Origin of the sequence: Prescottella equi (assembly GCF_002094305.1) — a bacterium.
GTDB lineage: Bacteria > Actinomycetota > Actinomycetes > Mycobacteriales > Mycobacteriaceae > Prescottella > Prescottella equi.
On the sequence record NZ_LWTX01000003.1, the window covers coordinates 176,728 to 198,348 of the forward strand.

23 protein-coding genes and 1 tRNA gene are annotated in these 21,621 nt (G+C 68.0%); 14 read left to right on the top strand and 10 right to left on the bottom strand.

Annotated features, from left to right (window positions below; translation table 11 throughout):
• Positions 1-8 precede the first annotated feature (8 nt).
• The 4 genes from A6I89_RS10120 to A6I89_RS24950 all read right to left on the bottom strand — a co-directional run bounded on the left by A6I89_RS10120 (position 9) and on the right by A6I89_RS24950 (position 2,431).
• The gene (locus A6I89_RS10120; protein WP_044991501.1) at positions 9-1,463 is read right to left on the bottom strand and encodes a wax ester/triacylglycerol synthase domain-containing protein; all 1,455 of its coding nucleotides are present in this window, start codon (positions 1,461-1,463) and stop codon (positions 9-11) included.
• A 261-nt stretch (positions 1,464-1,724) separates the two neighbouring features.
• Positions 1,725-1,856 carry a hypothetical protein gene (locus A6I89_RS24945; protein ID WP_013417503.1) on the bottom strand — a complete coding sequence of 44 codons (132 nt, stop codon included), beginning with the start codon at positions 1,854-1,856 and terminating at the stop codon, positions 1,725-1,727.
• Positions 1,857-1,872: 16 nt separating this feature from the next.
• The gene (locus A6I89_RS10125; RefSeq protein ID WP_013417504.1) at positions 1,873-2,091 is read right to left on the bottom strand and encodes a hypothetical protein; all 219 of its coding nucleotides are present in this window, start codon (positions 2,089-2,091) and stop codon (positions 1,873-1,875) included.
• A gap of 208 nt (positions 2,092-2,299) precedes the next feature.
• The gene (locus A6I89_RS24950; protein ID WP_013417505.1) at positions 2,300-2,431 is read right to left on the bottom strand and encodes a hypothetical protein; all 132 of its coding nucleotides are present in this window, start codon (positions 2,429-2,431) and stop codon (positions 2,300-2,302) included.
• A gap of 550 nt (positions 2,432-2,981) precedes the next feature.
• Here A6I89_RS24950 and hppD point away from each other — a divergent pair.
• Entirely contained in the window at positions 2,982-4,157 is a 1,176-nt protein-coding gene (hppD, locus tag A6I89_RS10130) for a 4-hydroxyphenylpyruvate dioxygenase (protein ID WP_022598398.1), read from the top strand.
• A gap of 68 nt (positions 4,158-4,225) precedes the next feature.
• Here the strand turns inward: hppD and A6I89_RS10135 are convergent, their stop codons facing one another.
• On the bottom strand, positions 4,226-5,038 hold the full coding sequence (locus A6I89_RS10135) for a mycofactocin-coupled SDR family oxidoreductase (protein ID WP_013417507.1): 813 nt from the start codon (positions 5,036-5,038) through the stop codon (positions 4,226-4,228).
• A gap of 165 nt (positions 5,039-5,203) precedes the next feature.
• Between A6I89_RS10135 and A6I89_RS10140 the strand changes: the two genes are divergently transcribed.
• From A6I89_RS10140 to A6I89_RS10155, 4 genes are all read left to right on the top strand, one after another.
• A tRNA-Met gene (locus A6I89_RS10140) sits at positions 5,204-5,280 on the top strand.
• Between the two features lie 248 nt (positions 5,281-5,528).
• Positions 5,529-6,002, top strand: coding sequence for a DUF309 domain-containing protein (locus A6I89_RS10145; protein ID WP_022598400.1), 474 nt, complete (start codon positions 5,529-5,531; stop codon positions 6,000-6,002).
• Positions 6,003-6,019: 17 nt separating this feature from the next.
• Complete coding sequence (locus A6I89_RS10150; protein ID WP_005517000.1) at positions 6,020-6,664, top strand: LON peptidase substrate-binding domain-containing protein; 645 nt, start codon at positions 6,020-6,022, stop codon at positions 6,662-6,664.
• A 61-nt stretch (positions 6,665-6,725) separates the two neighbouring features.
• Positions 6,726-7,172, top strand: coding sequence for an SRPBCC family protein (locus A6I89_RS10155; RefSeq protein ID WP_013417509.1), 447 nt, complete (start codon positions 6,726-6,728; stop codon positions 7,170-7,172).
• 1 nt (position 7,173) lies between these two features.
• Here A6I89_RS10155 and A6I89_RS10160 read toward each other — a convergent pair whose 3' ends face one another.
• Both A6I89_RS10160 and A6I89_RS10165 read right to left on the bottom strand, forming a co-directional pair.
• Complete coding sequence (locus A6I89_RS10160) at positions 7,174-8,148, bottom strand: alpha/beta hydrolase (RefSeq protein ID WP_022598403.1); 975 nt, start codon at positions 8,146-8,148, stop codon at positions 7,174-7,176.
• Positions 8,149-8,232: 84 nt separating this feature from the next.
• Complete coding sequence (locus tag A6I89_RS10165; protein ID WP_022598405.1) at positions 8,233-9,384, bottom strand: alkaline phosphatase family protein; 1,152 nt, start codon at positions 9,382-9,384, stop codon at positions 8,233-8,235.
• Between the two features lie 131 nt (positions 9,385-9,515).
• On the opposite strand from A6I89_RS10165, the gene A6I89_RS10170 reads away from it, so the two are divergent.
• Complete coding sequence (locus A6I89_RS10170) at positions 9,516-10,466, top strand: ScbA/BarX family gamma-butyrolactone biosynthesis protein (RefSeq protein WP_044991483.1); 951 nt, start codon at positions 9,516-9,518, stop codon at positions 10,464-10,466.
• Here A6I89_RS10170 and A6I89_RS10175 read toward each other — a convergent pair.
• On the bottom strand, positions 10,436-11,077 hold the full coding sequence (locus tag A6I89_RS10175; RefSeq protein WP_013417512.1) for a ScbR family autoregulator-binding transcription factor: 642 nt from the start codon (positions 11,075-11,077) through the stop codon (positions 10,436-10,438). The genes A6I89_RS10170 and A6I89_RS10175 overlap by 31 nt on opposite strands.
• Before the next feature lie 80 nt (positions 11,078-11,157).
• Between A6I89_RS10175 and A6I89_RS10180 the strand changes: the two genes are divergently transcribed.
• The 7 genes from A6I89_RS10180 to A6I89_RS10210 all read left to right on the top strand — a co-directional run bounded on the left by A6I89_RS10180 (position 11,158) and on the right by A6I89_RS10210 (position 18,419).
• Positions 11,158-12,102, top strand: coding sequence for an NAD-dependent epimerase/dehydratase family protein (locus A6I89_RS10180; RefSeq protein ID WP_049910668.1), 945 nt, complete (start codon positions 11,158-11,160; stop codon positions 12,100-12,102).
• A 34-nt stretch (positions 12,103-12,136) separates the two neighbouring features.
• Complete coding sequence (locus tag A6I89_RS10185) at positions 12,137-13,144, top strand: NAD(P)H-dependent glycerol-3-phosphate dehydrogenase (RefSeq protein ID WP_013417514.1); 1,008 nt, start codon at positions 12,137-12,139, stop codon at positions 13,142-13,144.
• A gap of 89 nt (positions 13,145-13,233) precedes the next feature.
• On the top strand, positions 13,234-14,769 hold the full coding sequence (locus A6I89_RS10190) for a flavin-containing monooxygenase (RefSeq protein ID WP_022598410.1): 1,536 nt from the start codon (positions 13,234-13,236) through the stop codon (positions 14,767-14,769).
• 148 nt (positions 14,770-14,917) lie between these two features.
• Complete coding sequence (locus A6I89_RS10195) at positions 14,918-15,679, top strand: dienelactone hydrolase family protein (RefSeq protein ID WP_022598412.1); 762 nt, start codon at positions 14,918-14,920, stop codon at positions 15,677-15,679.
• Between the two features lie 121 nt (positions 15,680-15,800).
• On the top strand, positions 15,801-17,063 hold the full coding sequence (gene aztD, locus A6I89_RS10200) for a zinc metallochaperone AztD (protein WP_022598414.1): 1,263 nt from the start codon (positions 15,801-15,803) through the stop codon (positions 17,061-17,063).
• Between the two features lie 176 nt (positions 17,064-17,239).
• Entirely contained in the window at positions 17,240-17,713 is a 474-nt protein-coding gene (locus tag A6I89_RS10205; protein ID WP_022598416.1) for a 2-isopropylmalate synthase, read from the top strand.
• Positions 17,714-17,798: 85 nt separating this feature from the next.
• Positions 17,799-18,419 (top strand): lipocalin family protein, encoded by a 621-nt coding sequence (locus A6I89_RS10210; RefSeq protein ID WP_022598418.1) that lies wholly within the window; start codon positions 17,799-17,801, stop codon positions 18,417-18,419.
• Between the two features lie 109 nt (positions 18,420-18,528).
• On the opposite strand, the gene A6I89_RS10215 is transcribed toward A6I89_RS10210, so the two are convergent.
• Positions 18,529-20,010 carry an SDR family oxidoreductase gene (locus tag A6I89_RS10215; protein ID WP_022598419.1) on the bottom strand — a complete coding sequence of 494 codons (1,482 nt, stop codon included), beginning with the start codon at positions 20,008-20,010 and terminating at the stop codon, positions 18,529-18,531.
• Positions 20,011-20,034: 24 nt separating this feature from the next.
• Here A6I89_RS10215 and A6I89_RS10220 point away from each other — a divergent pair, with 24 nt between their 5' ends.
• Positions 20,035-20,688 (top strand): alpha/beta hydrolase family protein, encoded by a 654-nt coding sequence (locus A6I89_RS10220; RefSeq protein WP_022598421.1) that lies wholly within the window; start codon positions 20,035-20,037, stop codon positions 20,686-20,688.
• A gap of 21 nt (positions 20,689-20,709) precedes the next feature.
• Here A6I89_RS10220 and A6I89_RS10225 read toward each other — a convergent pair whose 3' ends face one another.
• On the bottom strand, positions 20,710-21,543 hold the full coding sequence (locus A6I89_RS10225) for a mycofactocin-coupled SDR family oxidoreductase (RefSeq protein ID WP_005516971.1): 834 nt from the start codon (positions 21,541-21,543) through the stop codon (positions 20,710-20,712).
• Positions 21,544-21,621: the final 78 nt, after the last annotated feature.

The window sequence follows — 21,621 nt, forward strand, 5'->3', positions numbered from 1 at the left end:
GGCTTCGGTCAGGACGCCATTTCGTCCGAGGGATCCTGATTCGTCCGGGCGTCCGCTGCATCCTCGAGTTCCGCGAGGCTCGCGCGGATGAGTTCCAGGTAGTGGTCCAGATCCGGCATGGTCGCCTTGTCGGCGATCACGGTGAGCATCAGGCTGCCATCCGCGGTCGTCACGACAAAGTGGCGCAGCTGGTCTCCATCGACGGGCGGTTGGGCACCGATCACCGCCACCGCCGGCGCACCGTTGAGCGTGAAGCCCTCGATCGAGAAGGGCATATTGCTCACCATCGTGTGCTGGTGCCGCGGACGAGACGGGTCAGGGGTGCTCTTCTTGCGCGAGTACGCCATCAATCGCAGCAACGGCGGGGGCGCGGTCTCCATCGCCGCCGCCTGTCGGCGCACCGCGATATGGGAGGTTCGGGTCTTCTCCGACTTCGATGACAGAGCGATGAGGGCAACTCGTTCGAGGGGATCTGTAATGCCGGTGTGCATGTCGACGCCCATGATCGCCAACTGGTTGGCGGACTCCCATTCCTCGATCTTGCGCATGGATCGCGGCACCATCGCGACGAGCGAACCCTGATGAGGCTCGCCCTTCTCGGCGAGGTAGCGCGCGAGGGCGCCGCCGATCACGGCAAGCAGTACATCGTTTGCAGTGGCGTCCGGAGCGGCTGCGCGGATACGGCGAACCCCGCTCGCGGGCAGAGTAACTGGAGATAGAGAGCCGAATCCGGTCACCTTGCCGTTGAAGCGGGTGGCAGGCTGCTCGACCGCCTCCACCCACTGCCCGGACTCCGCGGCCTCGTTCACCTCACGGACGGCTGCTCGGTTGCCCGGAACATCCTTGGCGAACCGCCGGAGCGCTCCGGGAAGTCCCAGTACCGACCTGGCGAACATGCGACCCCGCAGGAAGCGCGTGGCCGGCACAGGGTTCGCGGGAGCCGCCTTGTCCGAGAAGATCTTCTCAGCCAACTGCAGGACCGCGAGCCCATCACCCGCGCTGTGGTGGGTCTTGAGCACGACGGCGGTCCGCCGACCGGACTGGCCGTCCATTCCGGTTATTCCGGTGAGAATGTGCAACTCCCACGGTGGACGGGTGAGGTCCATCCGCGAGGTCAGCAGTGCGTCGAGATGCTGTTGCACGGGCACCCATCCGGGTTCGGAGATCGCGCGGACTCGAACATGCTGATTCAGGTCGAGATTCGCGACCGGTTCCCAGAAGGGGTGTGCGAGACCCAGAGGAACACGGCGGATCCGGTGTGTGAACATGCGGTTGTGGCCGAGTCTCGCAGCCACCCATTCGACTGCGGCGCTCTGCGACAGCTCGGCTGGCTGCCGATCTGTGTCGAACAGATACACAGCGAGGAGGTGGCCGGGATGCCCGTCCGACTCGTTGTAGACGAAGTCGGCGTCGCGTGGACTGAACTGTTCGACCCCCGCAACCGGTACTTCAGACGAAGGCATGGACACTCCTATCGGTTCGATCTGTAGTGCGATCGCATCGGCGGTCCGATTCGCGTCTTGTCCCGCGAACACGAAACCGAGGCGTCGAACCCGCTGTCGGGTGCGAGAGCCTCGGTTCCGCCACGTGAATACGATGGGCGCCGGCTACTTCTGGGGCGGGTTCTCGAGAATCTTGCTTCCCGTGCCTACCAACCCGAAGATCGCGGCGATCACGGTGATCGAGCCGTTGAGGTACTGCTGGACCATTTCGAAGACCTTTCTCTAGACCGGATTCGTTATGGGCGGGTTCGGGTTCAGAGACAGAGCATTCAGGTACTGAGCGAGCGTGCCCACCAGATCGATAGACCCGAACCCGACCAGGTCGGCGCTGTACGTGAGAGACAGATCGAACATGTTTTCCCCTCCTTCGTTACTGGCCGACGGTCGAGCCGAGAGTTGTGCCGACGGAGCCGAGGCCGCCGTCGAGGCTTCCAGCGATGCCTGAGGAACCTGCAGGCCACAGCGCGATCACGTCACCGACGACATTGAAGATCGCGTTGACGATGCCGTTGAGGCCATTGAAAATGGGCGCTTCCAGAGAACCCACGTCGACACTCGTGACGAGGTCGACAAGACTTCCGGTGTCCACTACGAATCACACTCCTTCAAAAAATTGGTCGTTTTACCCTCGTCAGAAGGGGACGAAGGTGAAGTCGGTCGACAAAGCCAGCGGGACGAAGAGCATGTTTCCTATGATCATCTGTACGAGTTCATTCGTGAGCAACGGAGCCAGCGATCCCAGCGTCATTCATCTACTCCTTCTCTCAGAGATTTGGCACGGCAGTACAAATCTGCCGTCAGCTCATTTCCAACAGGCCGGCCAGCGACCCGGTGAGGCCCTCGACGCCCGGCATCCACGAGCCGCCCCAGACGTCGTCCAGGAGGCCGCGCACCAATACCGCCGTCGCGTTCAGAAACGACACACTCATTCGAAATCCCACCCTCTCGGTCGGTGTTGAAACCATTCATCGAACATCTGCACGGTGCCGCTCCCACCTTCCACGCAGTTGCGAACTCAAGCAGCACACAGACGCTCAGGAAGCTCACACGCTGGGGCCCGATCGCCCCTTCCGAACCCCTTCAGCAGCCGTGATCGAAACGAAACTAACCCATGCGAGTCCGATTCGGATGGCTTTTGACCGAAACATTCCAGCGGTCCAATTTGCACACCATAACCGCAGGACAGAGGGCTCGTTCAGGGCCGCCCGATGACGCAGCGGCCTTGACCCGGAAACGGCAGGCCCAAATTGCACTGGAGTTCAATTCATTGGAGTTCAACAAGGAAGTGGTCGACTTCGGAAAGAGTGCACTGCAGACAAATTCAAAGTGCAAGGCGTCGCACTCGGCATACAAACTGCACACTCGACAGGGCCTCCGTCGGCACAGATTGTCCACTCTGGACATCCGAACAGGCCGATGTTGCCTCCCGTGGGTGGGCGCGGTGTGATCGACCCGTACCCGTCCACGGGAGGTCCGCTCATGACCGTCGACCAGTCACTGGCCCACCTCGACGACGCCGCTCTGCGCCAACTGCTCGGACTCGTCGAACACGACCCGTCCGCCGATCCGTTCCCCGTGGTCGGCTGGGACGCGATCGTGTGGGTGGTGGGCAACGCCACCCAGGCCGCCGCGTACTACCGGGCAGTTTTCGGGATGGAACTGGAGGCGTACTCGGGTCCCGAGACGGGCAACCGCGATCACCGCGCCTTCGTATTACGCAGCGGCGCCGTCCGATTCGTGCTCACCGGCGGCGTCGACCCGTCCAGTCCACTGCTCGACCACCACCGCCGGCACGGTGACGGCGTCCACGACGTCGCGCTGGAAGTCACCGACGTCGACCGCTGCATCGCGCACGCCCGCCGGCAGGGGGCGCGCGTCCTCGTCGAGCCGCACGACGTCTCCGACGAGCACGGCACCGTCCGCACCGCGAGCATTGCCGCGTACGGCGACACCCGGCACACACTCGTCGACCGATCCCGCTACACGGGGCCGTACCTGCCCGGCTATGTCGCGCGCACCGCCGCCACGAGTGCTGTGCCGCAGGTGATCCAGGCGCTCGACCACGTCGTCGGGAACGTCGAACTCGGCAGGATGAACGAGTGGGTGGAGTTCTACCACCGCGTCATGGGGTTCACCGATCTGGCCGAATTCGTGGGCGACGACATCGCCACCGAGTACTCGGCGCTGATGAGCAAGGTCGTCGCGAACGGCAACCATCGCATCAAGATTCCGCTCAACGAGCCCGCGGTGGGCCGCAAGCGGTCGCAGATCGACGAGTTCCTCGAGTTCTATCGCGGCCCCGGATCGCAGCACCTGGCGCTCGCGACGTCGGACATCCTGGGCGCCGTGGACCGGCTGTCGGCGGCGGGCGTCGAGTTCCTGCCGACACCGGCGTCGTACTACAAGGATCCGGCGCTGCGGGCACGGATCGGCGAGGTACGTGTCCCGATCGGGGAACTCCAGCGCCGCGGGATCCTCGTCGACCGCGACGAGGACGGGTATCTGCTGCAGATCTTCACCAAACCCATCGGCGACCGTCCGACGGTGTTCTTCGAACTCATAGAGCGGCACGGCTCGCTCGGGTTCGGCAAGGGCAATTTCCAGGCCCTGTTCCTCGCGATCGAACGTGAGCAGGAGCGGCGCGGCAACCTGTAGGCGCTTCGCGCCCGTGCGCCTTTTTGGTAGCTGGGCCCACCAGAAAGGCGCACGGGTGGCGCAGCCGCCTAGATCGACGTAATGCCCAGGTCCAGCGACATCTGCGAACCCGTGACGGTGCGCGAGCGGTCGCTGGCCAGGTACAGCACGACCTCGGAGACGTCGTCGACGCTGCACTTGCTGAGCCCGGCGAGCGGCCACTTGTAGTTGTCGATGTAGCGCGGGTACTGCGCCAGGATCTTGCCGACGTTGGCGTCCTGACCCATCGGGGTGTCCACCGCTCCCGGGTGGATGGAGTTGACGCGAATACCGAACTCGCCCAACTCGATCGCCGCAGTCTTCGTCAGACCCACCAGGCCGTGCTTGGCGGACGTGTAGTTCGACGTCCCGGGGCTGGCCTTGATCCCGGCCGCCGAGCTGACGACGATGATCGAGCCGCCGCGACCGCCGTCGATCATCGCGGGAACCGCAGCCTTCAGGGTGCGCCACACGCCGTTGAGGTTGATGTCGATCATCGTGGTCCACTGCTCCTCGGGCATCTCCCAGAAGCGGTTCCACGTCGAGATGCCGGCGTTCGCGACCACGATATCGAGACGGCCGAATCGCTCCACACCGGCGTCGACGGCGGCCTGCAGGTCGGACTGGTCGCGGACGTCGCCGATCGCGGTGACGATCTCGCGGCCCTCGGCGCGGACGAGGCGGGCGGTCTCCTCGAGATCCTCGGGCGTGGCCGCCGGGTAGCCGACGTCGTCGGACACGGACGCGCAGATGTCGAGCGCGATGATGTCCGCGCCTTCCTGTGCGAAGCGCACCGCGTGGTTGCGCCCCTGTCCGCGTGCCGCGCCTGTGATGAAGGCAACCTTGTTCTCGAGCAGTGCCATGCGAATCCCTCCGGATCCCTCGTCGTGCAGTATCTCCGCAGATTAAGGCAGTGATTGAGCCCCGTTCGGGGCGCTTTCCGATGACCGGGACCACAGCCGATTCGACCCCCCGAACCGACGGCTGGTCAAGGCACCCCGAAACGTCGTGTAGGCTGAACATACCGACGCGGGGTGGAGCAGCTCGGTAGCTCGCTGGGCTCATAACCCAGAGGTCGCAGGTTCAAATCCTGTCCCCGCTACCAATGAAAGACCCGGTATCGCACCAGCGATACCGGGTCTTTTCTTTTGTCCACGACGCCGCCGCTGGCGTCACACCGGTTTTCGGAACAACACACACGAAATGCACGCCGAATCGGTGTGTGTTGCCGACAGAAAGGGTGTGGCGCCGCGGCCTCGGCGCGCCGGCACTCCACCGCCCGACCCGAGACGATTCCGGGCAACCCGAAGCTGCCCCTCCCCCGGTACCCCTGTCGGCGGCTAGATTGCTTCTATGGCCGACCGCGATCGGGACACCCTCGGTAAGCCGCGCAACGCCCGGCCCCGGGATCGTCTGGGGCGCCCGCTCGAGTGGGGCGAGGAAGGGTTTCCGACGATGCCCGACGACCTGGACCTCGATCCCGGCGAGGCGATCACCGAGGCGCAGCGCCTGCTCGATCACGACCTGCCGTTCCACGCGCACGAGGTGCTCGAGTCCGCCTGGAAGAAGGCGCCGCACGAGGAGCGCGGACTGTGGCAGGGCCTGGCCCAGCTCGCGGTGGCGGTAACCCATCAGATGCGCGGCAACCCGGCCGGCGCCGTCTCCCTGCTCAGGCAGGGCCGACACCGCATCGTCCCGTTCGAGGACGACCCGCCGCACGCGCTCGACATCACCGGCCTGGTCGCGTGGGCCGATCACCTCATCGTCGAACTCGATCGAGACACGCAACCCGACACGATCCCGGTTCCCCGACTCCGGATGCCCTGATGACTCATCCTGGTCAAATGACCGTTCTGCCGATGTTCCCCCTCGGCGCCGCACTGCTGCCCGGGGAACGGCTCCCGCTGCACGTGTTCGAGCCCCGGTTCCAGGCGCTCGTCCGCGACTGTCTCACTGCCACCGAGGGTCCCGTCTTCGGCACTGTGCTCATCGCGCGTGGCCACGAGGTGGGCGGTGGTGACGTCCGCAACGACGTCGGCACCGCGGTGCGGATCGTCTCCCACGTCGGCATCGGCGACGGACGGTACGCGTTGGACTGCGTCGGCGAGGAGCGCATCCGGATCGTGCGATGGCTCGGCGACGACCCGTATCCGCGCGCCGAGATCGAGCCATGGCCGGTGGAGGCGTCGAGTCGCGTGTCGGACGACCAGCTCCAGCACCTCACCGACAAGATCACCGAGCTGTACATCCTGCTGACCCGGATCCGGGAGTTGCGCGACGATCCGCCGCCAGCCCCTCCGCGCCTGTTCGACGTGCTCGAGCGGCCCGGCGACCACCTGTACGCGCTCGCCTCCTGGGTACCGATGGGGGCAGCGGACAAGTACGCGGTGCTGTCCGCCCAGACCGCCGACGACCGGCACCGGGCGCTGACGGACGCGATCGACAACGCCCGCGAGATCGCCGAGTTCCGACTCTCGGGGCGGCGGTGACCGGAGTGGACCGTCGGATGCACTAGCGTCCGACCTCCGGGGAATTCAGGGGAGGAAACACATGATCCACGTTCGACACAAGGCCGTTGCCGTCGTTCCCGTCGATCTGGCGTTCGCGCACATCGACGACTATCGGAACGTGCCCGACTGGATGTTCGGCATCAGCCGATTCGTCCCGATCGGCGACCTCGACCAAGGTCTGGGCGCCACGTACGACGCGACGATGCAGCTCGGCCCCAAGGCGCTGAAGTCGACGGTCGAGGTCACCGAGTGGGAGCGGGATCGGCTCATCACGTTGTCCTCGGTCTCCGGATTCGGCAACCGGTCCAGTTGGATGTTCACCCCGGTCGGCGACGACCGCACCGAGTTGTCCGTCGACTTCGGCTACGAACTGCCGGGCGGGCTGGCCGGCAAGGCCCTGGGCAGGCTGATCGAGCCGTTCGTCACCACCGCGATCAAGCAGACCGAGACGAATCTGCGCAAGCAGATCGAGTCGCTGGGCCTGTAGATCAGGCGGAGTGCCGGCCGCGGTAACCCAGTGCGCGGCGGGCGAAGTCGAGGCTGAACGCGATCGTCATGGTGGCCTCCGTCAGCACTGTGCCCATCACCGGGTAGGCGTGGATCTGGCCACTCCACACGTGCGTCTCGACGGCCTGTCCGACGTCCTCGAGCATCCCCGTCATCGCCTCCACGTCGGGGCGCATCAGCTCGTACTGGGCGACGCTGAAGAACACCGGCGGGTACACCCGCGGATCGGCCTCGATGGGCGAATCGGCCCCGGCGATCGGTTCCGGACCGCCGGCCCACCGGTCCTTGAGCGCCTCGACCTGGCTCATCGGCAGGTAGGCGTCGCGACGCATGTAGTCGGGGTCGTGCTTCTCTAGCGCCAGGTTGAGCAGCGGCGAGTACCCGATCACGGCGGCGGGGGTCACCATGCCGCGGGTCGCGGCCAGTTCGGCCACTTTCATCGCCAGGTAGCCGCCCGCCGAGTCGCCCGCGAGGATGATCTTCGTGGGATCCTCGGCTCTGCCGAGCAGATCGGTGTACGCGGCCATCGCGTCGTGGATGGACGTGCCGATCCCGCCGTACGGCAGCTGCCGATACTCGACGGAGATCACCGGGACGCCTGCTCGGGCCGCGAGTACCGCACACAGGCTGCGATGAGTTGCCAAGCCGCAGAAGACGAATCCGCCGCCGTGGAAGTACAGGACGGTCGCACCCGCGAGCGAGTCGGCAGCCTTCCGGTGATGGCTGATCAGTTCACTCGGCACCCCGCCGAGCGTCATCGGTTCGATCGTGACGCCCTTGGGCTTGGGTAACCGGTCGACGACCTTCTCCAGGTGCCCGAGAGCCGCGATGCCCCGGTCGGTGGTGGGCCACGCCGCGAAGAGCGGTTTGACGAAGATGCGCGCGATCCAGAACACCAGCCACGCCCGCCAGCTCACCTTCCAGTGCCGGATGATCGTCGTCTCGCGCGTACGCATCGTGCCCCCAGTCGTCGTCCCCGCGGGTGGTCAGGTCCACCCCGCCCGCCACCCTAGAGTCCGGCGCCGGAACCCGCACGGACATCAGACCTGCAGCAGCGGGATCAGGAGTTCGTCGTCGGTGAGTGCACCGTGCTGGCCCGCCAGCATCGACATCCGCGGCTCGGCCTCGCTGCGGACCGCGGCAGTGGCGCCGTGGGCGATCATCACGACGTCACCCACCCGGCGCAGCGCGGCCGGGGTCGGGTTCGGCCCCAGCAGCCCGGCGGCGGCGACGTCGTCGCGGGTACCCACCCAGGCCCGCGAGCCGAGCAGCTCCCGCCACCGGCTCAGGACGCCCGCGGCACGCCCGGGTTCGGTGTGCACGTACCGGCAGCGGGCTTCGCCGGTGAGGGCGACCACCCCGCTCGACAGCGCGGGTTCCTTGTCGAAGTCGACGCGGTGCGGCGGGTCGACCGACACCATGCCGTGGTCGGCGGTCACCAGCAGGTTGACGTCGGGACCCAGGTGCGCGACGAGGTCCTCGACGAACCGGTCGACGATCGTCAGCTGCGCCACCCACGGGTCGCTGCCGGGTCCGTACACGTGGCCGAGGGTGTCGATCTGACTCAGGTAGCAGTAGACCAGGGTCCGCTCTCCCGCCGTCGCGGCGTGCACCGTCGAGTGCAACAGGTCGCCGTACGCGACGGTGCCGACGAAGCGGCCGCCGCGCAGGGCGGCACGGGTGAGTCCGCTGCCGGCGAACTCGCGGGGCAGAACTGTCGTCGCGATCACGTCGGCTGCCGTGGCGCGCTCGAAAACTGTGGGGGACGGCTGGATCCGCTCCGGCATCACCTGCGCGAGCAGGTCGCGGTGGTCGCCGACCCGCTGCCAGCGCAGCCAGTTGAACGGTCCACCCGCCTCCGCGACGTCCGAGACGTAACCGGTGATGCCGTGCCGGCCCGACGGCAGTCCGGTGCCGAACGACGCCAGGCTCGTCGCGGTGGTGGTGGGGAATCCGGCCCGGATCGGTCGCCCCTCGATGCCGTTGAGGAACGGAGCGGCATCGAGGTTGCGGCGCAGTAGATTCCAGCCGAGACCGTCGATCAGCAGAACCACGGTCCGATCGGACTCGGGTATGCCCAGCCGGTTCGCCTCGCCGGGCGCGCCCAGCGAGGACAGCACCGACGGTAGGACGTCGGCGAGCGTGGGCTCGGCGTACACGTCGCGCAGAGGTAGGTCGTTCGCCACCGGCACTCGCTATCGTCTCGAAGATCGGGTTCGCTTCGTACCCCTCCGACTCTAGGCGGATCATCCGTGGATCCAGGTACGAAAATTTCGGCCCAAATCGCTCATGCCAGGCGATTTCCCCCGCTACTGTCCGTGAGATGGTGCAGGCGTTGAGCTTTGAATCGACGGTGCCGCGACGGTTCGTACATCGTCAATCCGTGTCCGAGGTCTACCTGACGGACGGTATCCCCGTCGGGGAGGCCGGCCGGTTTCGGCTGGGCGCCCAATGGCCGCGACAACACGCCTTCTACCGAACGTGCACCGACCGCTACGACACGATGCTGCTCGGCGAGACCGTTCGCCAGTGCGCCATCTATCTCGGACACATGCACTACGCCGTACCCCTGGGGCACCTCTTCACGATGCAGACGATGCGCATCGAGGCACACCTCGACCGGTTGACCATCGGGTCGTCGGCGGCGGAGGTCGTCATGAACGCCCAGGTCACCGAGCACGCGCGGCGGGGCAGCCGCTTGTCGGCGTTCAGTGTCGACGTGGACTTCCTCGTCGACGACACGCCGGCGGGACACGGCATGGCCGTTGCCGGTGTCCTCACCCCGGACGACTACGCCCGCATCCGGTGGAGCAGTGACCGGGCCCCGACGGTGGGGCGCATCCCGCAGCCGCTTCCCGTGCTGCAGTCCGCCGTATGTGTTCCCGACGACCGCGCGGTCGTGCTCGGTGTCCATCCGTCGGGCGACATCGGTCGCTGGCTGCTGCGGGTGGATCCGACGCATCCGGTGCTGTTCGACCATCCCTCCGACCACGTTCCGGGCGTCGTGGTGCTCGAGGCGGCCCGCCAGAGCGCGCGCCTACGGCTCGGATGGTCGTGCGCCGATGTGGAATCGCTCGAACTGCGGTTCCGTCGGTTCCTGGAGTTGGACGAACCGACAACGGTGACCACCGAACTCCGGCCCGGAGAGGACGGCTGTGTCGACGTCGAGTTCTCGCAGTGGGGCGAGATCAAGGCGTCGGGCACCATCCGCCTGGCGGTGCCTCTGCCGACCGTCGAACCGGCTCACGCGTTCGTCGGGCTCCACCGGGTATGAACGTACCGGTCGATCTTGTGACGCCGGCGGGGTGCGACCACCGAGGCCAGCACGAACGACACCATCTGATCGAGTCGCGCATCGAGATCCGCGCGGCCCGTGAGCACGTTCGACACCATCTGGACGCCGGTGAAAGCCGAGACGAAGTACCGCGCGAGCTCCGCGGAATCGACGGTGTCGGCGATGTCGCCCTCTTCGATCGCGGCCTGGAACACCTCACGAAGACCGTCGATCCAGTCCAGGTACGGCGCCGTCGGTCCGGCCGCCGCGCTCATCTCCAACGTCAGGCGGATACCGGCCCGCACCACGGGGTCCTCGACGATCTGCCGCCCCATCTCGTACGCGAGCATTACCAACTGCTCGAGCGCCGGAGCCTCGGTCGCGCGGATCGCGGCCACCGCGTTCATCGAGATCGCATGCTGTTCCTCGATGATCGCGACGGCCAGATCGTCCTTCGATTTGAAGTGGAAGTACAACGCGCCCTTGGTGAAGCCCGTCAGTTCGACGATCTCGGTGAGGCTGGCTCGTTCGTAACCGGTCTCGTCGAACCGAGTGGCTGCGGCCCAGATGATCTCGTTCCTCGTCTCGAAAGCCCTCTCCTGCTTGAGCACTGTGCCGATCCCCTCTCGCTTCGCCTCCCCATCGGACACACCACTGCTGCGCTCGCCGCTCCCTCCGGCGCCGCCCAGTGATGCCACGCGACGAAACGGGCGGACACCGTCCCCACATCGCCCTGGTCGGTGCGTCCGGTTTCATCGGCGGTGCCACTCTACGGGCACTAGCCGCGTCTGACGGCGAAGTCACCGCAGCAGTGCGGCGAATGCCGGAGTCACCGATCCCAGGTGTCCGATATGTCCTGTCCGACATAGGCGTTCCGTCCACTTTGCACTCAGCGCTCGACGGTGTCGACGCCATCGTCCACGCCGCGAGCTACACCGGTCCGGACGAGACCCTGTGCCGGCGAATCAACTACGAGGGCACCCGGAATCTGCTCGCGGCAGCCGAGGCCCGGTCGATCGATGTCGTCGTCACCCTCAGCACCATCGGCGTCTACGGAGCGGGTCCGTTTCGGGACGTCGTCGAGGACACCCGCGAGCCGAATCCGGTCACCGTGCTCAGTGCCACCCGAGCGGCAGCCGACCGGATGGTCCGCGCCCAGGGCGGCATCGTCGTCCGACCCGGATTCGTCCAAGGCGAGGGCGATCGCTGGTTCCTTCCGGGGCTTCGACACATCCTCGCCCGCATGGGGGCCTGGATCGACGACGGCGCCGCACTCCTCTCGGTCATCTCCGTCGACGAACTCGGCGAACTGATCGCCCGTCTCGCTCTCACCAGCTCGGACGCCGACCGGGGCGCACTGTTCCATGCCGCGTCACCGGAACCGATGTCGGTGTTCGACATTGCGACTCGAACGGCCACCGACGGCCTACCCACCACCAGTTGTTCGTTCCCGACGGCGCTCGCCGGCGCCGGTGCGGCAGGCCTCACCGATCGGCACGTCGACCTCGTCGGGCGCGACCACACGATCGACGGGACGAAACTGCGGCGGCGTTGCGAGCGACCCACCCTTCGGGCCACCTCGGAGTTGCCGATTCGCCCACGCGACACCACCCGCAGTGCCAACCTGAAGCCATGAGTCCCCGGAACGCCCCAGTACGAGGTGATCACTGATGGCCCGACCCGTCCGCGTCGTCGTTCTCGGCTCCGGATCCTGGGGCACCACGGTCGCCAAACTCGCGGCCCACAACACGCCCACGTTGCTGTGGTCGCGTAACCCCGAGACGGCCGACGAGATCAACACCGAACACCGCAATTCGCGTTACCTCGGCGAGCACGAGCTGCCGGAGAGCCTGCGGGCGACGTCCGACATTCTCGAGGCCGCGAACGAGGCCGACGTACTGGTGGTGGGGGTGCCGTCGCACGCGATCCGCAGCACGCTGAACCTGATCTCCAACGAGGTGCGCGCGTGGGTGCCGGTGCTCTCGCTCGCGAAAGGCCTCGAACCGGGTACCCGGCAGCGGCCCACCGAGGTGATCTCCGAGTGCCTGCCCGGTCACCCCGTCGGGCTCCTCGCCGGCCCCAACATCGCCCGCGAGATCGCCGACGGGCTGGCCGCCGCGTCGGTGGTCGCCACACAGGACGAGGACGTCGCCACGGCGCTGCAACCGTTGTTCGCGTCCAAGGTGTTTCGCGTCTACCGCAACACCGACGTCCTCGGCTGCGAGCTGGGCGGCGTCCTGAAGAACATCGTGGCGATCGCGTCGGGCATGGCCGACGGTCTGGGCGTCGGCGACAACACCCGCGCGATGGTTCTGGCCCGCGGGCTCGCCGAGATGACCCGACTCGGGGAGGCGATGGGCGCCAACCCGCGCACCTTCGCCGGACTCACCGGCGTCGGCGATCTCATCGCCACGTGCATGAGCCCGGCGTCGCGCAACCGGCGTGTCGGCGAAGCCATCGCCCGCGGGCTCACCGTCGACGAGGCCGTGGAGAAGCTGGGGCAGGTGGCGGAGGGCGTCAAGACCGCGCCGACGGTGATGGAACTGGCCCGCGACTACCACGTCGAGATGCCGATCGCCGCCGAGGTGGAGGCCGTCGTCGCCGGACGCAAGACCCCCGAGGACGCCTACCGTGGCCTGCGGAAAGTTCAGCCGGGCGGCGAGGACGAGGTGGCCTGACCCGCTCGACCGATTTGTCTTGAACACTGTTCAAGTTGCACACTGCTGACGTCAGGCGGTGAGGGAGGCGCTGCGCGGAGACCTCACGGATGGGAAGCAGCGTGTCGGAGTCGGTTCGTCACACCCGGGTGCTGATCGTGGGCGCGGGATTCGCCGGGCTCGGCATGGCCCTGCAACTCACGCGCCGCGGCCGACGCGACTTCCTGATCCTGGAGCAGGCCGACGCCGTGGGCGGCACGTGGCGGCAGAACACCTACCCGGGCTGCGAGTGCGACATCCCGTCGGTGCTGTACTCGTATTCGTTTGCCCCCAAGACGGATTGGACGTCGTCGCACGCCGGGCAACCGGAGATCCTGGACTACCTCACCGAGCTGACCGAGCGCCACGGACTGCGCGACCGTCTGCAGTTCGGTACCGAGGTCGCCGGGGCGCGGTGGGACGAGACCGACTGCCGCTGGCATGTTTTCGACAAGAGCGGACGTGAGTTCGTGGCACAGTACCTGGTGGTCGCGTCGGGCGCTCTCAACGTGCCGCGCATCCCGCGGCTGCCGGGCGCCGAGACGTTCGCGGGCGCGAGCATGCACTCGGCGGCGTGGCGCGACGACGTCGACCTCACCGGCAGGCGGGTGGCGCTGATCGGCACCGGCGCCAGCGGGATCCAGCTGGCGCCGCACCTCGCCGAACGGGCGGCCGAACTCACCGTCTTCCAACGCACCCCGGCCTGGATCCTGCCGCGCCGGAGGTTCCGTACGGCGGTCGCGGCGAGCCGACGGAGCACGCTGGCGCGCAATCTGTTTCGCGCGGCCACCTACTGGGGCGGCGAGGCGCTCGGTGTCGGCCTCGGCCGTCCCCGACTACTCGAGCGCACCCAGAACCGCGCCCTCGCACACCTGCGCAAGCAGGTGCACGACACGGTGCTGCGCGACGCCCTCACCCCCGACTACCGCATCGGCTGCAAGCGGATACTGCGCTCCAACGACTTCTATCCCACGCTGGCCCGCCCGAACACCACCCTCGTCACCGACCCGATCACCGCGATCCAGCCGAGCGGCATCGAGACCGCCGACGGCACCCGCCACGACGTCGACGTCATCGTGTACGCCACCGGGTTCCGCGTCGCCGGCGCGCTGAACCGCATGAACCTGATCGGCCGCGGCGGCGTCAGCCTGCTCGAACGCTGGCAGCAGGACGGCGTCCGCACCCACCTGGGCGTCACGATGTCCGGGATGCCCAACGCGTTCTTCCTGTCCGGGCCCAACACCGGCCTGGGCCACAACTCGGTGATCGTGATGATCGAGGCGCAGATCGCGCACGCACTCGACGCGATGCGCCTGGCCGAGGAGAGCGGCGCGGGCACTGTCGAGGTCCGCGCCGCGGCCCAGGACGCGTTCGATTCGTCTCTGCGGGAACGGCTCTCGCGCGGCGTGTGGAGCACCGGTGGCTGCGCCAGCTGGTACCTCGACGCCCGCGGATCCAACCACGCGCTGTGGCCGGGGACGTCCTGGGACTACCGGCGGCGCACCCGCGTCGTCGATCCCGCCGACTACCAGCTACTCCGTGCCGAATCGCATCGCGGCCTGACGACGCCGAAAAACGGCTGGACGCGCTCCGACGCCCGTTGCTAGCGTGTGCGCGACCGTGACTTCACACCAGGAGGTGAGACCCATGTACGCAACGAACATGTGGGTGCTCCCACTCGTGTGCACGGTCGGGCGATTGACGTAGGTGTCGCCGGGAGCGCCGAAATTCAAGGCACTCCCGAAAGGCCACACCATGCACTTCACTTCCGAGACATCGTCGAACGGTGTCGTCGAACGCACTTTCACACTGGACGAGATCACCGGCGTGCTCTGGTCGCCCCGATCCGGGGCCGGCGGCGGGCCACTGCTGCTGTCGGGTCATTCCGGCGGCATGCACAAGCGGGCGCCGGGACTGGTGGCCGGCGCACTGCACAGCGTCGCCGCCCACGGGTTCACCGTCGCCGCCATCGACGCACCCGGGCACGGCGACCGCCCGCGAAGCGCCGAGGATCAACGGCGGGTGGACGCGATCCATCGGGCCCGGGCGGCGGGCGAACCCCTCGCCCCGATCGTCGTCGAGCACAACATGTCGGTGGCGGAGCTCGCGGTACCCGAATGGCAGGCGACGTTGGACGCGCTGCAGGCGCTGCCCGAGATCAGCGCCGACGCGCAGATCGGCTACGGCGGAATGACGTTGGGCGTCACGACAGGACTGTTGCTCGCGGAAGCCGACCGCCGGATCGCCGCACTCAGCATCGGTGCGGTGTTCGTGAACGATGCCCTGATCGAGGTGGCCCGACGGATCACCGCGCCGGTCGAGTACCGGATTCCGTGGGACGACGACGAGATCGACCGCGCGTCCGGCCTCGCACTGTTCGACGCATTCGCCTCCACCGAGAAGACCCTGCACGCCCACCCGGGCCGGCACTTCCAGGTGCCCGAGCACGAGCGCGACAGTTCGGCCCGCTTCTTCGCCCGCCACCTCGGCCGAACCACCGGCGAGGTTCCGGACTGACCGAGGCGGTATCGGCGTCCATCCACCGGGCGCCGATACCGCCACCGCACACGCCGTTGCATGCACGAATGCACATCTTCGCCTTTGACAATGATTTTCATTACGCGATAGACCTTGCGGCATGATTCGCACCGACCCCACCTCCCGACGCCTCACCCTCGCCGCGTCCGTCGCGACGTGCGCGGCCCTGCTGGCGGGCTGCTCGGGTACCGACGACGGCACCACCACCGCGACCGCCGCAGCGGCCGCGGGCCCCGAGTCCACCACCGCCAAACCCGCGCAGGCTCGCTCCGCGACACCTCGACTGGCCGTCACCTACGACGGCGGCATCCTCGTACTCGATGCCGAATCGCTCTCGCTGGTGGGCGAAACCGAGCTGGCCGGGTTCAACCGGCTCAACCCGGCCGGCGACGAGCGGCACGTGATCGTCTCCACCGAGGACGGCTTCCGTGTGCTCGACACCGGGGCTTGGTCGGAGGCGCACGGCGACCACGCGCACCACTACACCGCCGCGCCCGCCCTCACCGACGTCACGTTCGACGCGGACAAGCCCGGCCACGTCGTGCGGCACGCGGGCCGCACCGTCCTGTTCGACGACGGCACCGGACGCGTCGACTCGTTCGACCCGAGCACCCTCGCCGACGGCAAGCCACAGACCACGACGTTCACCACCCCGGTCGCGCACCACGGCGTCGCCGTCGAACTGGCCGACGGCGGACTCGTCACCACGCTCGGCGACGCGAAGACCCGCACCGGCATCGTCGTCTACGACGCCGCCCGCACCGAGATCGCCCGCAGCGAGCAGTGCCCGGGCGTGCACGGCGAGGCCGTCGCCGCCGACGAGACCGTGGTGTTCGGCTGCCAGGACGGCCTGCTGATCTACCGGAACGGCGCGATCACCAAGGTCACCAGCCCCCACCCGTACGGGCGGATCGGCAACCAGGCCGGCTCGGAGGAATCGACCGTCGTGCTCGGCGACTACAAGAGCGACCCGGACGCCGACCTGGAGCGTCCGACGCGGGTGTCGCTGACGAACACCGTCACCGGCGAGCTGCGCCTGGTGGACCTCGGCACCAGCTACACGTTCCGGTCGCTCGGCCGCGGCGCGTTCGGCGAGGCCCTGGTCCTCGGCACCGACGGCGCGCTGCACGTACTGGACCCGAACTCCGGTGCCACGATCCGCACGATCCCGGTACTCGACCCGTGGACCGAGCCGGAGGAGTGGCAGACGGCCCGGCCGGCGCTGTTCGTGCAGGGCTTCACCGCGTACGTGACCGATCCGGCCACCAACCGGATCCACGCCGTCGACTACGAGAAGGGCCAGGTCACCACTACCGCCGAGCTGCCGCACACCCCCGACGAGATCACCGGTGTGCGCGGCTGAGGTTCACCCGGAGGGTTGCGTGTTCCCGGGAGTCGCGCTTAGACTCCTCGGTCATGCAGCGCATCCAGGTAGTAGTTCACCGCCGTAGCGGGGTCTGATTCGGACCGACCCCTCGCTGCGGGTCGTTGAGCTATCCACCTGTCGGTCCTTCCTTCACTTCAGGAAGACCCCCGAAAATGCGCACCTCCCAGGCTCTCGCCACCACCACGTTCTCGAACGATCCGTTCTTCCAGCGTTTCGGCGCCCACCTGCCGCGTGACCTGCGCGCCCAGGCCCAGGGTCTGAGCTGGACCGAGTTCGCCCAGCGTTTCAGCCCCACCGGCGGCCCGGTCCGCCTGGGCAGCTGGACGTCGGAGCACCTCGGCGCCGGTCGGCACACGTTCACCGCCACCCTCGGGCTCGGCGACCGCATCTCGTCCGCCTCGGCGACCGCCACCGGACCCATCGCGGCACTGACGTCGATGCTGTTCGACGCCGGTTTCCAGCTCGAGATCCTGTCGTTCCACCAGCAGCGCACGTCGGAGGGCACCGCGACGTTCATCCTCGCCGAGCACGACGGCGAGCGCCGCTGGGCGATGGCCATCGCCGAGGACTGCAACGCGTCGGCGCGGGACGCGATCATCGCGGCCGCCAATCTGCTGCATCGCTGAGAAAATTGATCTTCCGGACCCATCCATCGACAGGGGCGGCACCGAATACCGAGTGACCGCTCCTGTCACAACCGGAAGGACCACCATGTCTGCCACCAGGAAGCTCACCGCCGGACTGTTCGCTGTCGCCGCCGCCGCGGCAGTCGCCACCGCCGCGCCCGCCGCGGCCCAGCCCACCGGTTCCGCCGATCTGTGGCAGCCGCTCGCCCCGATCCCGTCGCTGGACGTCGCCCGCTACGCCGGCACGTGGTACCAGCTGGCGGCCGTCCCGCAGCCGTTCAACCTGGACTGCGCGCGCGACACCCGCGCCACCTACGGCGTGCTCGACGCGTCGAACGTCAGCGTCAACAACTCCTGCACCACGTGGAGCGGCGGCACCAACGGCATCGTCGGCAATGCCCGCGTCAACGATCCGGTGACCAATGCCCAACTGCACGTGAGCTTCCCGTCGGTGCCGTTCCAGAACTCCCCCGACGGCCCCACCAACTACGTCGTCACGTACCTGGCCGACGACTACTCGTGGGCCTTCGTCGGCGACCCGGCCCGCGTCTCCGGTTTCGTGCTCTCGCGCACGCCCGCGGTGAGCGCCGAGGGCTGGCAGCAGATCCGCAGCGTCGTCGAGTCGCGCGGCTACAACTCGTGCCTGGTGCTCACCTCGCCCACCACGGGAGGGCGGTCCGACATCGCCCCGCTCTGCACGGTCTGACAGGTCGCCCGGCTCGCCCCATCGGCCTGAGTGCCCACTCTCTTCTCTCACACGCGGGATTCCGCGGATCGGGGCTGAGAGTGGGCGCTCCGGCTAAGTGGCTCAGTCCCTATTCGGTCGCCGCGGCCTCACGTACCGCGGCGCCGGTGATGTTCGCGAGCATGCCCTTGAAGATGATTCCGTGGAACGGCAGGATCGAGTACCAGTAGGCCCTGCCCGCAATGCCTTTCGGAAAGAAGATCGCCCGCTGCTCGAGCCGGGACCGGTGCGGCCCCTCCGGCTCCACCCGCCATTCGAGCCAAGCGCCACCCGGGGTGCGCATTTCGGCCCGCAGCCGCAGCAGGTGGCCGCGGTCGATCTCCTCCACCCGCCAGAAGTCCAGCGGGTCACCGGTGTTGAGATGTCGCGCGTCGCGCCGCCCACGGGTGAGTCCGACGCCGCCCACCAGCCGGTCGAGCCAACCTCGGATCACCCACGCGAGAGGGAAGGAGTACCAACCGTTCTCACCGCCGATGCTCTCGAGCACCCGCCACAACGTATCGGCGTCCGCATCGCACTCGGCGCTGCGGACATCGGTGAAGACCACCTCTCCCGCCCAGTCGGGATCGGACGGCAACGGATCCGACGGCGCCCCCACCGGCGACGCGTTGGCCCAATTGGTCTCCACCTCGCCGTTCTTGATACGGCGCAGCGCCAGTTGCACCGCTCGGCGGTACGGCGTCAGCCCCTCCTCGGGCGGTGGGATGACGTCGTCGATGTCGCGGTCGGTGACGACGGCGTCGTTGTGCAGCGATTCGATGAGCGCGCGGCCCAGCGAGCTGGGGATGGGTGTCACCAGTCCGATCCACAGACCCGCCAGGCGCGGTGTGAGCACCGGCAGCACCAGCACCCGACGCCGCCGCAGACCCGCCTCCTCCGCATACACCTTCATCATGTCGCCGTACGTGAGGACGTCGGGGCCACCGATGTCGAACGTCCGGCTGCGCGGCAGCGGTGCCGTGGCCGCAGCAACCAGGTAGTACAGGACGTCGCGCACCGCGATCGGCTGGATCCGGTTGTTCACCCACTTCGGGGTCGTCATCACCGGTAGCCGGTTCGTCAGGTGCCGGATCATCTCGAACGAGGCCGACCCGGAGCCGATGACGACGCCGGCCTGCAGCACCATCGTCGGAACCCCCGACTCCATGAGTATCCGGCCCACCTGCGCGCGGGAGCGCATGTGCGGCGAGAGGTCGGTGTCCTCCGGGTGCAGCCCACCCAGGTAGACGATGCGTCCGACGCCGCTCGCCTTCGCGGCCGCCGCCATGTTGGACGCGCCGCGCCGCTCCGCTTCCACGAACTCCTCGGAGCCGCCCATGGCGTGCACCAGGAAGTACACGACGTCCATGTCGGCGGTCGCGGCGGCCAGCGACTCGGGGTCCGCGAGATCGCCGCGCACGATCTCCACCTGTTTCGCCCACGGGATGTCCCGCAACTTCTCGGGAGAACGCGCCAGCACCCGGACGTCGTGTCCGGCGGCGAGCAGACGGGGAGCCAGGCGCCCACCGATGTAGCCGGTGGCCCCGGTGACGAGCACGCGCAGTCGCGACATCACTCCACGGTAGCCTCGACAGTCATGAGTGCGCTCGACGAAACGGTCCTCCTCGACACCGACGACGTGTACGGATACCTGCACCGTCCGGCCGGCGACGCGGTCGGCAAACTCGTCCTCGCGCACGGCGCGGGCGGCGACCTCGACGCAAAACTCTTGCAGGCCATGGCCATCGGCTTCGCCGAACGGGGCTTCCTGGTACTGCGCTACAACCTGCGGTTCCGCCGGCGTCGGGCGTCGGGCCCGCCGAACCAGTCCCGGGCCGGAGAGGACCGCGAGGGCATCGTCGCCGCGGCCGACGCGATCCGCGACCTCGCCGACGGTCCACTGATCCTGTCCGGGCACTCGTACGGCGGACGCCAGTCGACGATGCTCGCCGCCGAGCGCCCCGACGTCGCGGACGGGCTTGTGCTGCTGTCGTATCCGCTGCACTCGCCCGGCAAACCGGAGAAGCAGCGCACCGAACACCTACCGGATCTGCGTAATCCGTCGCTGTTCGTACACGGCGACCGGGACCCGTTCGGCACCCCCGACGAGATGCAGGCGGCGCTCGAACTCATTCCTGCCCCCCATCTCCTGCTGCTCGTCGAGGGCGGGCGGCACGGGCTCGACCCCGAGCGCGCGGACGTCGTCGCGCGGACGGTCGCCGCTGCCGTGGACCTGTTCGACATCGGCTGACCGCCCGGGTCGGGGCAGCCGTCAGGGCATCAGTGCCGAACTGCCGGCGCTGACGTCGAGCGAGGTCCCGGTGACGTACCGCGCCTGCTCCGACACCAGGTACAGCACCGCGTGCGCGATGTCCTCCGGTGCCACCCACGGCACCCGCATCGGCGTGATCGAGGCATAGCGCGACTCCACGGTCTCCCGGGTGGGGTGCTCGACGTCCGGAGCGAACAGCCCGTAGAACGCCTCGTTGTGCACCATCGGGGTGTCCACCGATCCCGGGCACACCGCGTTGACCGTGATGCCGTGGCGGGCGAGCTCGAGCGCCAACGTCTTCACCAGGCCGATCACACCCCACTTCGCCGCGACGTAGTGCGACAGGTTCGGGATGCCGGTGTGTCCGCCCATCGACGACGTCGCGACGATACGCCCGTACCCCTGTTCGATCATGTGCGGCGTCACGGCCCGCAGCGTCTTGAACACCCCGGACAGGTTGGTGTCCACCACCGCGTCCCACATCTCGTCGGTGAGGTCCCACGTCTTCGCGAACGCGCACACCCCGGCGTTCGCGACGCAGATGTCGATCCTGCCGAATTCGGCTGCGGCGGCCGCGACCGCGGCATCCACCGCCGCCCCGTCGCGCACGTCCACGACGGCGGTGCGACACCGGACGCCGTGGGTCTCGACCAGGCGACGGGTCTCGTCGAGTTCGTCGACCGTCGCCAGCGGGTACGGCACGGTCGTGACATCGGCGCAGATGTCGATGCCGAACACGTCCGCGCCCTCGTCGGCGAGCGCGAGGGCATGTGCGCGTCCCTGCCCGCGGGCGGCACCGGTGACGAACGCGACCCGACCTTCGAGCTGTCCCATATCTCCTCCAAGCATCAACTGCCCCAGATCATTACCGGTCCGATGCCGGTGCGGTCCAGACCTTCTTCCACACAACGG